The sequence below is a fragment of the Allobosea sp. 05T422_2 genome (assembly GCF_056396265.1).
Genome location: NZ_JBFTLD010000187.1, coordinates 1 through 13,080, shown reverse-complemented (window position 1 = coordinate 13,080; position 13,080 = coordinate 1). Strand labels below are relative to the sequence as shown.

General features: G+C 64.5%; 13 protein-coding genes. 11 read left to right on the top strand and 2 right to left on the bottom strand.

The genetic code is table 11. From position 1 onward, the window contains the following. Both AC1DJT_RS25440 and AC1DJT_RS25435 read left to right on the top strand, forming a co-directional pair. The coding region (locus AC1DJT_RS25440) for a LuxR C-terminal-related transcriptional regulator (protein WP_476835129.1) at positions 1-689 on the top strand (689 nt) is incomplete at its 5' end. A gap of 225 nt (positions 690-914) precedes the next feature. Beyond that, on the top strand, positions 915-1,391 hold the full coding sequence (locus AC1DJT_RS25435) for a class I SAM-dependent methyltransferase (RefSeq protein WP_476832873.1): 477 nt from the start codon (positions 915-917) through the stop codon (positions 1,389-1,391). 421 nt (positions 1,392-1,812) lie between these two features. Here AC1DJT_RS25435 and AC1DJT_RS25430 read toward each other — a convergent pair whose 3' ends face one another. Next, positions 1,813-2,289, bottom strand: coding sequence for a GNAT family N-acetyltransferase (locus tag AC1DJT_RS25430; RefSeq protein ID WP_441506932.1), 477 nt, complete (start codon positions 2,287-2,289; stop codon positions 1,813-1,815). Positions 2,290-2,877: 588 nt separating this feature from the next. Here AC1DJT_RS25430 and AC1DJT_RS25425 point away from each other — a divergent pair. The 8 genes from AC1DJT_RS25425 to AC1DJT_RS25390 all read left to right on the top strand — a co-directional run bounded on the left by AC1DJT_RS25425 (position 2,878) and on the right by AC1DJT_RS25390 (position 11,191). Beyond that, a complete protein-coding gene (locus AC1DJT_RS25425) occupies positions 2,878-3,795 on the top strand; it encodes an MBL fold metallo-hydrolase (protein WP_476769714.1) in 918 nt (305 codons plus the stop codon). 147 nt (positions 3,796-3,942) lie between these two features. Next, positions 3,943-4,695, top strand: coding sequence for an SDR family oxidoreductase (locus AC1DJT_RS25420; RefSeq protein ID WP_476835128.1), 753 nt, complete (start codon positions 3,943-3,945; stop codon positions 4,693-4,695). A gap of 62 nt (positions 4,696-4,757) precedes the next feature. Continuing rightward, a complete protein-coding gene (locus AC1DJT_RS25415) occupies positions 4,758-5,183 on the top strand; it encodes a cupin domain-containing protein (RefSeq protein ID WP_441506929.1) in 426 nt (141 codons plus the stop codon). A 112-nt stretch (positions 5,184-5,295) separates the two neighbouring features. Further along, entirely contained in the window at positions 5,296-6,243 is a 948-nt protein-coding gene (locus AC1DJT_RS25410) for a mechanosensitive ion channel family protein (protein ID WP_476835127.1), read from the top strand. A gap of 311 nt (positions 6,244-6,554) precedes the next feature. Further along, positions 6,555-9,485: a PAS domain-containing protein gene (locus AC1DJT_RS25405; protein ID WP_476835126.1), complete on the top strand. Its 2,931-nt coding sequence runs from the start codon at positions 6,555-6,557 to the stop codon at positions 9,483-9,485. After that, on the top strand, positions 9,475-10,116 hold the full coding sequence (locus AC1DJT_RS25400) for a response regulator transcription factor (RefSeq protein ID WP_476835125.1): 642 nt from the start codon (positions 9,475-9,477) through the stop codon (positions 10,114-10,116). The genes AC1DJT_RS25405 and AC1DJT_RS25400 overlap by 11 nt, the downstream gene beginning before the upstream one ends. A 2-nt stretch (positions 10,117-10,118) precedes the next feature. Beyond that, complete coding sequence (locus tag AC1DJT_RS25395) at positions 10,119-10,481, top strand: response regulator (RefSeq protein ID WP_069881415.1); 363 nt, start codon at positions 10,119-10,121, stop codon at positions 10,479-10,481. A gap of 17 nt (positions 10,482-10,498) precedes the next feature. Continuing rightward, the gene (locus AC1DJT_RS25390; RefSeq protein WP_476835124.1) at positions 10,499-11,191 is read left to right on the top strand and encodes a response regulator transcription factor; all 693 of its coding nucleotides are present in this window, start codon (positions 10,499-10,501) and stop codon (positions 11,189-11,191) included. A 143-nt stretch (positions 11,192-11,334) separates the two neighbouring features. Here the strand turns inward: AC1DJT_RS25390 and AC1DJT_RS25385 are convergent, their stop codons facing one another. Continuing rightward, entirely contained in the window at positions 11,335-12,084 is a 750-nt protein-coding gene (locus AC1DJT_RS25385) for an SDR family NAD(P)-dependent oxidoreductase (protein ID WP_476769710.1), read from the bottom strand. Positions 12,085-12,511: 427 nt separating this feature from the next. Here AC1DJT_RS25385 and AC1DJT_RS25380 point away from each other — a divergent pair. Further along, positions 12,512-13,080 (top strand): alpha/beta fold hydrolase (locus AC1DJT_RS25380; RefSeq protein ID WP_476835123.1); only part of this gene is annotated, 569 nt, incomplete at its 3' end.

The window sequence follows — 13,080 nt, the reverse complement described above, 5'->3', positions numbered from 1 at the left end:
TCTATGGGGGCATGGTCATGGCGGACCGATCGATCGCTATAGTCGATGATCACCCGATGTTGATGGAGGGGATCGCTGCGTTTCTGAAGCAACGGGGCGGTTTCGCGCTCGCCGCGACCGGGAATGCTGCGGACGATATCGTCTCTATCACCTGCACCCATCAGCCCGATGATATGATCGTCGATCTGGGCATGGCAGGGGATGTTTTCAAGGCGATTGCGGAGGCATCCAGGATCTCCCCCAAGACGAAGATCATCGTGTTCACGGCCTCGGCCAGCACGGATGATGCGATCGGGGCCCTTGATGCCGGGGCGAAGGGCTATGTCCTGAAAGGCGGCCCGGGAGACGACCTCATTCAGGCCCTTCAATGCGCGCAGCGGAACGATGTCTATGTCAGTCCCTCGTTCGCGACCAAGCTGATCTGCGCCTTGAAGGACAAGGCGCTCGAACGACAGAAGCCGGCCTGCAACAGGCTCAGCGTCCGCGAGGAGCAGATCGTCAGGCTCCTGCTTTGCGGGATGATGAACAGCGAGATCGCGCGCGAGCTTTCGCTCAGCAACAAGACCGTAAAGAGCCACATGACCACGCTGATGGCCAAGCTGAACGCCCATAATCGCCTGGAGGCGCTCATCGCCGCGCAGAAGCTGGTTGCTGCGTCGAGCATCCCGGCCAGCCGATTCCGCCTGTGAAGGACGTCGGGTCCGACCGGCTTTACCAAGGCTGACCGGGTTGGGGCGTCGCGGAAACCCATACCTACCCATCGGTGGCCGATGTGAAGCCTGATGCCCTGCTGCCGATCCGAGGCGGCAGCGCATGGCGCAGGGCGGAGCGACGATTTCGGATCGGAATTCTGGCGACGCGGTTCGACCTGATCCCCGATCTGCCAGGGGCGGGCAATCACAGGCTGGCGCCTGATGAGACGTCAGCTTGCGAACCGGAATCGAAGAGGCAGGATCGCCCGTTGCGGGCCTGGCTCGTCGCCTTCATCATGCGCTCCGACAACGGGAGCAGCACTGAACATGGTCGATCGAGCGCTCTACGATGATCCTCTGGTCAGCGTTGCCTATGGCAAACTGCGATCCCGACCAGGGCGTCCCAATGAGGTTATCGAGCAGCCCGCGCTCCTATCGCTGATGCCTCCGCTTCAAGGAAAGGATGTCGTTGACCTGGGTTGCGGTACCGGCGGCTTGGCACGATTGGCTCTCGAACAAGACGTGCGTTCGGTGAAGGCCTTCGACGCTTCGGAGCAGATGATCCGAGAGGCGATCAAGCTCGGTGGCGACGCTCGTGCGTATTATGAGATACGCCGGATCGAGGATGTCGAGCTTCCCGATCGCAGCGCTGATGTCGTCGTTAGCGGACTTGCTCTGCACTACATCCATGATTCGTGACACTGTCGAGACGTGTCAGAGGGTGGTTGAGAGAAGGAGGAAGCTTCATTCTCTCTGTTGAGCACCCGATTATGACGTGCGCCTCCCGGCAATGGGCCGAGGCGGCTGACGGCACCCGGCAGCATTGGCCRGTGGATTGCTATCTTGATGAGGGACCACGGCTTGTACGCTGGCTCGGTGCCGACACACCAAGGGAACATCGTACCGTCGCCAGCTACGTAAATGCCCTGATCGACGCTGGCTTGATCATCCACCGGCTCCTCAAACCCGGGCCCGATCCTGCTTCATTGCAGCAATGGCCGAAACTGGCTGACCATGCCCGGCGTCCATCGTTTCTGATCATTCGAGCTGATCATCCGGTGGCCTGACGCGGTCCGGCCTACCGCAAAAATACCCTCTGCTGGTGCGGCCGAACCCGGGTTCAGGCGGGCCTGCGAGGAGCCGGTCGCTCCAGGAAGCAATGGGTCTCGGAACGCCCTGTCTCCGCAAAGCCATGCCTGAGATAGAGCGAGCGAACCGGGTTCCAGTGGAGGTGTTCCAGGCGCACGGGCAGGGCAAGCGCGTCCGCGAGCGCAAGGCAATGACGCAGAATGGCCGTGCCCGAGCCCTGTCCGTGGAGGGCCGGCAGGAGATAGAATTCGCCGAACCGGACATGGTCCGGCATCACCATCAGGGATAGCGTCCCGATCGACTGGCCGGCGCGCGTGATCAGGAAGAACGGCTTGTCCTCGACGCGGCGCTGGTGAAGGCCCCGTTGGAATGCCTCGTCCCAGGGCCAGCGGCGACGGATATGAGGCCCCATCGCTTCGCGCTTGGCCTCGAAGGCGAAGTCGCTGGCCTCCTGGGTCCGGGGCAGGCGCGGAAAGGCGTAGTCAGGCGGAAGATCGGGCAGGTCCATGAGGCTGAAGCCTAGCGCTATTTCAGGGTTGTCTGGAGTGGGTGATCCTGCCTTTTGCCGGGCGTCAGGGAGATCCATACTGACGCGTTGGTGGCCGATGTGAAGCCCGACGCCGTGTTGCCGATCCGAGGCGGCAGCGCATGATGCAGGGGTGAGCGACGGTTTCAGATCGGAATTCTGCCGCGAAGCTTTGCCTGAGGACGCTGCTCATCTGATCCTGGCGTAACTGAAACAGTCCCGTGGCTCGTCGCTGATGTTCGGATGAACGGTCCAAAGTCGGAGAAGGGCTTCGCGCTTGAGCCCTGCCTTCTCCATCACCCGGGCCGAGCCAAGGTTGGCGGCGCGCTCCCGGAAGCCAGGGGTCGACGCCGCGTCTAACGCTCCGGCTTGCGTTCCGGCGATCGCCATTCGCGACCGATGGTCCGCCGCCGTGTCGCAGAATTCGCCMAGTATTCGACACCCCGTCAGCTGGTGCGGACCTATAACATGGTATGGTTCACCCTATCCTCAGACCCAATCGACCGCTTGGACAGCTCAACCTAGCGTCGTCGATACCGTGAATGGAACGGTGGTCAGTAGGAGACAGACATGAGCCTGGACATCGCCTCACGCCCCGCCAAGCCGGGGCCCGAAGAGTTGGTGCCGTCGCGCTACGCCGTACGGATCGGCGAGATTGACGTGCTGGCGGTCAGCGACGGGGTGCTGCCGCTTCCCACCAAGATGCTGGGACACAACGCCGAGCCGGCCGCGCGGGCAGCCTGGCTGAACGACATGTTCCTGCCGCCCGACGCTTTCGACTGGTCGCTGAACGTGGTCGTGGTCCGCAGTGGCAGCCAGACTATCCTCATCGACGCCGGGCTGGGCCTGGACCCGAACCTGAACCTGCCGCGGGCCGGGCAGCTGGTCAGGCGACTGGAGGCGGCCGGCATCGATCTCGCGTCGGTCACCGACGTGGTGCTGACCCATATGCACATGGACCATATCGGCGGGCTCCTCGTCTACGGGGTGAAGGACCGGCTGCGTCCGGACCTGCGGATCCATGTGGCGGCCGCCGAGGTGAAGTTTTGGGAGGCGCCCGACTTCACACACGTCAACATGCCGGCGGGTTTCCCGGATGCGCTTCGGTCGGCCGCCAAGCGGTTCGCGGAAGATTACCGTGAGCAGTTGCGGCCGTTCGATGAGAAGCACGAGGTGGCGCCAGGCGTAGTCGTCCATCGCACCGGCGGCCACACGCCCGGGCACAGCGTCGTCCGCCTGGCATCCGGCGCAGATCGCCTGACATTCGCCGGAGATGCCGTTTTCGCGGTCGGGTTCGACCACCCCGACTGGCACAACGGTTTCGAACACGACCCCGAGGAGGCGGCCCGCGTTCGTGTCCGCCTTTTGACGGAGCTCGCCGCGACCGGCGAGCAGCTGGTGGCCACTCACCTGCCGTTCCCCTCTGTCGGCCGCGTGGCGGTCGAGGGGGATGCCTTCCGCTTCGTCCCGGTCTTCTGGGACTACTGACCACCTTTTGGGGTGGGGMCGAACCAGGGTGTGCAGCCTTCAAGCCCATGCCCGGTTTGGCCGACGAGCCCGGCCTCGATGAGGCCGTTCGCACTCAGGGTCTATCGAACGGCGTGCCGCATGGACGGCCGCGAAAGGAGACATCTCATGAAAATCATCATTATCGGTGGCACCGGACTGATCGGATCGAAGACCGCGGAGCGCCTGCGCAAGCAGGGGCATGAGGTCATTGCGGCTGCCCCCAATACCGGCGTCAATACGATCACCGGGGAAGGTCTGGCAGAGGCCCTCAAGGCGGCCGAGGTCGTGATCGACCTCGCGAACTCACCGTCCTTCGAGGACAAGGCCGTGCTCGAATTCTTCCAGGTTTCGGGCCGGAACCTGATGGCTGCGGCAAGGCAAGCCGGCGTGAAGCACCATGTCGCGCTTTCCATCGTCGGCGCCGACCGGCTGCCCGATAGCGGCTATCTCCGCGCCAAGGTCGCGCAGGAAAAGATCGTCAGGGAATCCGGCATTCCCTACACGATCCTGCGGTCCACGCAGTTCCTGGAATTCCTCGGCGGCATCGCCCAGGCCGGCACGGTCGGCGACACGACCCGTCTGTCGACGGGCAATCTGCAGCCGATCGCGTCCGACGATGTCGCCGATTTCGTGGCGGAGGCCGCTCTGGCCGCCCCAGCCAATGGCATCATCGAAATCGCCGGCCCGGAGCGCGCGCGGCTTTGCGATTTCGTCGCGCGCTACCTCAAGGCGATCGGAGACAGCCGCGCCGTCGTTGCAGATCCGGAAGCCCAGTATTTCGGGACCAGATTGGAGGACGGCTCACTCGTCTCCGACGATAAGCCCCGCTTCGGCCGCATCGAGTTCGATCGCTGGTTCGCTGCAGCGCCGCGAAAGTAACCACCTGCGCATGGGCCTCATCTGAGACGGCCCGGTGCCTGAACCATGAAAGGACTCTGGATATGATCAAGCTGTTAGGGTCTGCGGTCGTGTTGACGGCCCTCCTGTCGGGGCCGGCCCTTGCGCATGACACGCCCGGTGGCGGAAAGGGCGCAAAGGTCACGTTGGTCTATGACCACGTCCTGCCGAACGTGCCCGGCAAGAGCATGAGGGGCGTTCTCGTGGAATACGCTCCGGGCGGCTTTTCGGAGGGCCACACCCATCCGACCTCCGCCTTCATCTACGCGACCGTCCTCGAAGGGGTGATCCGCAGTCAGGTCAATGATGGCCCCGTCAAAGACTATCGGGCCGGCGAAAGCTTTTCGGAGCTGCCGGGAGACCGCCACGGCGTCAGCGAGAATGCCAGCAAGACGCAACCCGCAAAGCTCCTCGCGGTCTTCGTGGTCGATACCGCCCAGCAGGAGCTGACATTCCCGCTCAAGAAATAGAGGGACAGGCCAGGTGGACGATCCGGTTTCCCGATCCGGTTGCACGATCCGGGCGCCCGATCCGGTGCCTGGCCGTCCTTCGACATGACCAACCGCTATCGGTGAATCCCCCATGTTCGGTGATGACCACTTCCTGTCGCTTGTCCTGATCAACGTGCTCGGTGCTGCCGGCATCGTCGTGTGGCACGTTCAGGGCTGCAACCGACCGACCGGTCGCCTGATCGTCCAGATCCTGTTCTTCACCGGCATGAGCCTGATGCTCGGCATTGGAGGCATCGCTCCACATCAGCCCGATCGCATCTACACCGAGGGTTTTGCCGCGTTGCTCGCCAAATMGGCGCTGATCCTCTGGTGGACCCATCTCGCTTGGACGATCATCGGCTTCATCCACATCTATGTCAGGCTCAATCGCAAGCCGCGGGAAGCCCACCTCATCTTGGACATGGCCATTGCCGTCATCTATCTCGGCGTGGCGCTGTCGGTCATGGGTTTCGTCTTCGGCATGCCGATCGCCACCCTGRCGACAACCTCGGGTGTCGTCGCCGTCATCCTGGGCCTGGCGTTGCAGAACACGCTCGGGGATGTCTTTTCCGGCATCGCCCTGACGCTCGGCAAGGCCTATGCGATCGGCGACTGGGTCCAGTTGAGCGACGGCACTGCGGGCCGTGTCACCGAAACCAACTGGCGCTCCACCAACCTGCTGACCGGGGTGAACAATGTCGTCGTGCTGCCGAACAGCGTGCTCGCCAAACAGAGCCTGACCAGCTTGAGCCGCCCTGACGAGTCGCATCTCATCACCTTGAGCCTGCGCTTTGCCGCGGGGCAAAGGCCACGCGTCGTCGAGGACGTCATGCGCTCCGTGCTCGAAACCAGCACCCGGATCGTCAAGGACCCGGCGCCGGCCGTTGTCCTGAAGGCCATCGATGCGGCTGCAATCGAGGTGGAGTTGCAGTTCCGTGTCGCGAGCCTCGCCATGGGGATATCCGCCAGGAACGAGATCATAGACCTGATCCATGACCAATGCGGTGCAAGCGGTCTTTCGCTGGCCATGCCCGCCTAGGCCACAACGGGCCCAGGCGGAAAGCGGCGGCGGGTATCCTGCGCCGGGTGCTGGCGCGCGCTCATCCCCGCCCGGTCCCGGACCCCTGCCTGGACCGGCACGCCCCGGTGGCGTTGCAACGGCAGGAGAGGCGGCTACCCGCTGCGACCGGCCGCTTGCACGGCGACGTGCAAGTCATGGATTTCCATAAGTGCGGCGCAGCCGTCCCAGCGTTAGGTTTCGCTGAGTTTGCCAGCCGTGTCTTCGAGGACTGGTGCTAGTGAAGCTGTGACGGTTTCCAGGCATTCCGTCTCCGGAGGGAGCAGCCGACCATGATCGCAGCGCTTCATCGAACGCCGTCGGCCCTGATCGTCGGGACGCTGGCTCTGGGTCTGTTAGCATGCTGGCTGACCGGCACTCCTTTCGGCCTCCTGGCTCCGCTCGGTGCAGTCTTTCTCCATGCGCGCGGCTATCTGCTTGTGGCGCTCTGGGCCGCGCTGCTCACCGCCTTAGCCGGTGCGACCGTCGCCGCCCTGCTATACCCGGGCGCCATACGGGAGGCCGCGCTGTCGCTCGGGGCATTCCTCCTGGTTGCCGCTTGCATCGCCGCCCTCGTCTTCCCCGAGCCCACCAGCCGCAGCGCTCGGATCGGGACAGCACCGCGGCAGGTGCCTGGCCGTCCGGACGGGATCGGAACCGCTCCGGGCGAGGCGATCGAGAGCGCCGTCCACCCGGAGGACAGGGCTGCKATCGCACAGGCGGCGGCCTACGCATTCTGGACCGGCGTGCCCCAGGTGACGAGCTATCGGCTGCGCCAGCTGGACGGCAGCTATCGCTGGACTGAGCTCCGTGCCGAGCCGGGCTATGGCGTCAGCGTGAATGTCGACGCCATGGTCTCCAGGCCGGGCGACCGCTGGACCATCGCGCAATCCCTCGGCGAGACCGTGGACGCGGTCAGCGCAGCCAAGGTGATCGAGAGCCTGCACGGCAAGGCCTGGGCTTTCGACGCGATGGGCAAGTTCACCTATGTGACCCCCGCCGCCCAGATCGCCATCGACATGGCCCTGGAGGATCTCAACCGCCGCCTCGGCGAGCGCGAATTCATCGATGGCGGCGAGGCCGGCTGGATGCGCGGTGTCCATCCCGAGGATGTCGACAGGGCCGCCTCGACCCTGCGCCATTGTCTGAAGACGGGAGAGCCGTGGAACATCGAGTACCGGATGCTGCGCGCGACCGGACATTATGTCTGGCACCGCATCTCGGCGCGGCCGACGCGGGATGGCGAGGGGCGCATCACGGGCTGGTTCGGCACCTCGATCGACATCGACGTCTACAAGAAGACCGAGGCCGCCCTGCGCGAGAGGGAGCAGCATCTCGCGCAGTTGATCGACACGGTCCCGGCCATGATCTGGAGCATGACGGCGGAAGGCCGGCCCGCCTATCTCAACAAGCGGATGATGGAGGTGACTGGCGCCACGCTCGAGACGGTCACGGCGCCGGATGGGGCCCTCTCGTTGAGGAAGATGATCCACCCCAATTTTCTGGAACTGGCAGAACAGACCTTCATCAAATCCGTCACGACGGCGACGCCCTACAATATCAAATACCTTCAGCATCGAGCCGACGGCAGCTATCGATGGACTGAAACGCGTGCGGAAGCCCTGCGTGACGACGCAGGCAAGATCGTCCGCTGGTACGGCGTATCCGTCGATATCCATGACCTGATCACCACGCAGACGGAGCTGCACCTCCGGAAGCAGGAACTGACGCGGCTGGTCGATCTGGTGCCGAGCTTCCTCTGGCGGTTGACGCCCGCCGGGGAGCCGAATTTCTTCAACCGCCGCTTCCTCGATTTCCTGGGTCTTGACGAAGGCGGTCTTGAACAGCCCCAGACGGAGCCTTACGCGGCAGCCCTGAAGGCCGCCATCCATCCCGACGACGCCGAGCGTCTATGGGCCGAACTGAAGCAATGCCTGCTCTGCGGCCAACCTTTCTCGATGCGCTACCGCCTGCGCCGCCATGACGGCGTCTATCGCTGGATGGACGGACGCGCGGAGCCGCTGTGCGATGAAGGCGGCAGCATCATCCAGTGGCACGGCCTGTCCCACGACATCGACGATCAGCTTCGGGTGGAGGAGGCGCTCAGGGAGAGCKAACGTTCGCTGCGTCAGTTGGTCGAGACGCTGCCGGCCCTCATCTACTGCGCCGCACCGAACGGCGAGCCGATCTATCGAAGCGAGAAGCTGCGCGAGTTTCTCGGCTTCGGGCTCGGGGACAAGGATGAGGAGGGCAAGACACGACTGGCCGGTACCCTGGAGACGATCATCCATCCCGACGACCTCCCCGACGTCAAAGAGAAATATGGGTTCTCGCTGGCGACGGGCTCCTCCTATGCGATGAAACACCGCCTCCGCCGGGCTGATGGCGCGTATCGCTGGGTCGAGACGCGAACCGCGGCGATGCGAAATGTCGAGGGGGAGATCGTCCAGTGGAACGGCATCTGCTTCGAGATCGAAGATCAGGTGCGCGCACAGGAAGCGCTGACATTCACGCAGGAACGCCTGGCGCGCGCAGCCCAGGCCGCAAGCCTTGCGGAGCTCTCCGCCTCGATTGCCCATGAGGTCAACCAGCCGCTCGCCGCCGTGGTCGCCAATTCCCATGCCTGCCAGCGCTGGCTCACCTCGGACCCGCCCAATCTGGAGCGGGCGCAGAAGACCGTCGAGCGCATCATCCGCGATGCGAATTCCGCGTCCGACGTCGTCGGTCGGGTCCGCGCCCTGTTCAGGCAGACGGGCGAGGCGCGAAACCCCTGCCAGCTCGGCACCATTCTCGAAGAGGCCCGGGGTTTGATGACGGAAGAGGCGGCCCGGCGCCGCATCCGCATCGAGATCGACGTCGAGGCCGGGCTTCCGCCGCTGGACCTGGACCGGGTCCAGATCCAGCAGGTTCTCGTCAACCTGATCCGCAACGGCCTGGAGGCGATGGAGCCAGCGCAGCGCGGGGTGCTTCGCATCCGCTGCCTGCGCGCCGACGATCTCATCCGCACCGAAGTCCGGGACACGGGCGAGGGCATCGGAGCGCCTGAAAAGGTGTTCGAGCCGTTCTTCTCAACGAAACCCAATGGAATGGGCATGGGCTTGGCCATCTCTAGAACAATCATCGAAACCCATGGCGGACGTCTCTGGGCCGAGAACAATCAGCCCGGCGGGGCGACGTTCATCTTCACGCTGCCCGTTGAAACGAAGGCGGATCATGACCGCTGACGATATAATCGTGTTCATCGTCGACGACGACGCCGCTCTCCGGGAGGCGCTGGGCGAGCTGCTGGCGGCAAACGGCGTCCCGTCCATCCCGTTCGAGACGGCTGGCGACTATATCGGTGCGGACAAGCCTGATCTCCCGGCCTGCCTGATCCTCGACGTCGAGCTTCCCGATATCAACGGGCTCGCGCTGCAAAGGCAGATCGCACAGGGAAATCATCCGCCGATCGTGTTCATCACGGGGCATGGCGACATTCCGTCCTCGGTCGCCGCCATCAAGCATGGCGCCGTCGATTTCCTGACCAAGCCCTYCAGCGATGTGGCGCTCATGAGCGCGATCCGCGCGGCGATCGCGCAGGATCTGGAAACCAGGGCGAAGCGCGGCGAACTCGCACTGCTGAGGCAGCGCTATCGCGAGCTCTCCCCTCGGGAGCGCGAAGTCCTGCCTCTCGTGGTGAGCGGGCTCCTCAACAAGCAGGCGGCGGCCGCGCTCGGCATCAGCGAAGTCACCCTTCAGATCCACAGAAGGAACGTCATGCAGAAAATGTCGGCGTCATCGCTCGCCGACCTGGTGCGAATTGCGGAGCGGTTGGAAATCCCGATCCAGCATTCGCGCCGGATGGGAGGAGCCTGAGCGTGAGCAAGCAGAGACATGTCGTGGCCGTGGTCGATGACGATCCGAGATTGCTCGAGTCGCTCGAGGACCTGCTCGAGTCGGCCGGCTATGCGGTTCGCAGCTTCCCCTCCGCGGCAGGGCTGATCGGGGCGGGCCTCTCCGGGTTGGATCTCCTCATCACGGATATCGGAATGCCGGGGATGGACGGCTTCGAGCTGCGTGACCTCGTAAACCGGGAACGCCCGAACCTGCCGGTCTTTCTCATCACCGGGCGCCACGAGATTGCCGGGCAGATCAGGGCGCGCGCCGTGGAGAGCTTCTTCTGCAAGCCCTTCGACGGCCAGGCCCTGCTCACGGCGATCGCCAGAGCCTTGCGTCAATAGAGAGGTGGAAGGTGGACATGAYCGTTGACCGCTCGCTTGCCCGAAATTCCGTGCCGCGCTCGGCCCAGCGCCAGGCCGAGGCGGAGCAGCCCCTCGTCATCATCGTCGATGACGACGCTTCGGTGCGAGAAGCGTTGTCCGAGCTGATGCTGTCGGCCGGCTTCCAGGCGGTGTCGTTTGGATCGACACAGGCCTTGCTGGAGACCGGCGCACTCGACAAGCCGGGGTGCCTGATCCTCGACGTGCGCATGCCCGGCTCCAGCGGGCTCGACCTCCAGCGCCAGCTGACAGCGAATGGACATCCCAAGCCGATCATCTTCCTGACCGCGCATGGCGACATCCCCATGACCGTTCAGGCCATGAAGGCCGGCGCGGTCGACTTCCTGAAGAAGCCGGTCCGCGACCAGACGCTACTGGACGCCGTCAGCGCCGCGATTGCGCTGGATGCGGCGCGACGGGCGGAAGCGGCGAGGGTCAAGGGCCATGCCGAGCGCCTGCAGACCCTGACGCCGCGGGAGCGCGAGATCATTCAGGAGGTCGCGCGCGGCCGTCTCAACAAGCAGATCGCCTTCGACCTCGGCATCAGCGAGGTAACGGTCAAGCTGCACAGGGGCAACCTGATGCKGAAGATGGAGGTCGCCTCCATCGGCGAACTGATCCGGGCCTGGGAGGCCTTGCCCGTCGGACTGCGCGAGGCGCAGGCGGCCTAGGTGACGCGGAGTTGGAGCGCCGCTCCCGGGGGAAAGGCGGGGATGCTCCAGCCTTGACGAAGGCGAGGGCGCGGCAATCCCGCCGCCGCGCCGCGATCATCGGGATTTTCGGCGCGGGGGAGGGCGTAGGGCCTCTGCGGCGATCAGGTCAGCGAGATGCCGCCATCGACGGCGAGGTTGACGCCCGTGACGAATGCGCCCTCGGCGGAGCAGAGAAAGAGGGCTGCCTGCGCGAGTTCTTCGGCCTTGCCCATCCGGCCGAATGGGATCATCCGTGCGGCCTGCGCTTCGACCTGCGGCTGCGCTTGGGGAGCGACGCCGAGCTTTGCGAGGATCGGTGTGTCGGTCGGGCCGGGGCTGAGCACATTCACGCGGATGCGCCGATCCTTGAACTCCAGCGCCCAGTTGCGGGCGAACGCCTCGATCGCGGCCTTGCTGCCAGCGTAAACCGCGTGGCCCTCCAGCACCTTGCGGCTCGCGACCGAGCTCGTCAGCAGGATCGCGCCGCCATCACGCAGCAAGGGGGCCATCGTCTGCACACCGAAGAAGGTGCCGCGCGCGTTGGTGAAGAATTGCGCGTCATAGTCAGCCATCGTCACGGCGGAACTGGGCTGAATGCGGATGCCGCCCGCATTCGCCACATAGATATCGGCCTTTCCGAACCGCTCCGCGACCAGCGCGGCGACACGCTCATGCGTGACGACATCGGCAACGTCACCGGCAAGGCCGATGACCTGACGCCCCAGTGCCGTGACCGCTTCGTTGACTGCGGTTTCGCGCCGTCCGACGATCACGACCTTCGCGCCTTCGGCTGCGAAGAGACGCGCTGTCGCGAAGCCGATGCCGCTATTGCCGCCGGTGATCACGGCGATCTTGCTCGACAGTTTTCCCATGTGGACCTCCATTTGGATGATCCGAAGCTGGGCCGGTCTGCGCTGAAATCAAATCATGCGAAAGGTATTATATCCTATACCTCTGTATAGAGTGGATCGACCTGGGGCGTATTGATCGAAAACGACAATAACTTCAGGATCGAATTGCCTCGAAAACCGCTTGTTGCGTGAGTGTTTCTGCGGTTTCGGGGTCGACGGTTCGGGGCGTCTGCGATGAATTCGTCTTCCTGAAGTCTTCAGGTCGTCGCTGAATATTTTAGCCTTGGAGGCGTCGATGCCGAACAAAGCCTTTTCCTGCCCGCCCGACCTCACTCGGCGGGATCTCCTGCGCGGCACGGCCGGCATGGCGGCGGCCGGAGCGCTTCCGTTCCCTGCTTTCGCACAACCCGCCATCGCGCCCCCTCACAACAGCAGAAGGAGCCAACGCATGAACTACGTGACGACCAAGGATGGCGTCGAGATCTTCTACAAGGACTGGGGCCCGAAATCGGCCCAGCCGCTTGTCTTTCACCATGGCTGGCCGCTCAGTTCGGACGACTGGGACGCCCAGATGCTCTTCTTCCTGGCGCAGGGCTTCCGGGTCGTCGCTCACGACCGGCGTGGACATGGCCGCTCCAGCCAGGTCAGCGAGGGCCATGACATGGACCATTACGCCGCCGACGCCGCGGCCGTCATCGAGCATCTCGACCTGCGCAACGCCGTTCATATCGGCCACTCCACGGGTGGGGGCGAGGCGACGCGCTATGTCGCGCGCCATGGCCGGAGCCGCACCGCAAAGCTCGTCCTCATCGGCGCGGTCCCGCCGATCATGGTCAAGACGGACCGCAATCCCGGCGGCCTGCCGCTCGAGGTCTTCGACGGCTTTCGGCGGAGCCTCGCCGCCAATCGCAGCGCGTTCTACACCGATCTCGCGGCGGGTCCGTTCTACGGCTTCAATCGGGCCGGGGTCGAGGCGGATCCCAGCCTCGTCCAGAACTGGTGGCGCCAGGGCATGAT

Bases quoted from the DNA above. Each gene is read 5' to 3' on its own strand.
- AC1DJT_RS25415 (WP_441506929.1), top strand. From the start codon at position 4,758: ATGATCAAGCTGTTAGGGTCTGCGGTCGTGTTGACGGCCCTCCTGTCG.
- AC1DJT_RS25385 (WP_476769710.1), bottom strand. From the start codon at position 12,084: ATGGGAAAACTGTCGAGCAAGATCGCCGTGATCACCGGCGGCAATAGC.
- AC1DJT_RS25435 (WP_476832873.1), top strand. From the start codon at position 915: ATGAGACGTCAGCTTGCGAACCGGAATCGAAGAGGCAGGATCGCCCGT.
- AC1DJT_RS25420 (WP_476835128.1), top strand. From the start codon at position 3,943: ATGAAAATCATCATTATCGGTGGCACCGGACTGATCGGATCGAAGACC.
- AC1DJT_RS25425 (WP_476769714.1), top strand. From the start codon at position 2,878: ATGAGCCTGGACATCGCCTCACGCCCCGCCAAGCCGGGGCCCGAAGAG.
- AC1DJT_RS25430 (WP_441506932.1), bottom strand. From the start codon at position 2,289: ATGGACCTGCCCGATCTTCCGCCTGACTACGCCTTTCCGCGCCTGCCC.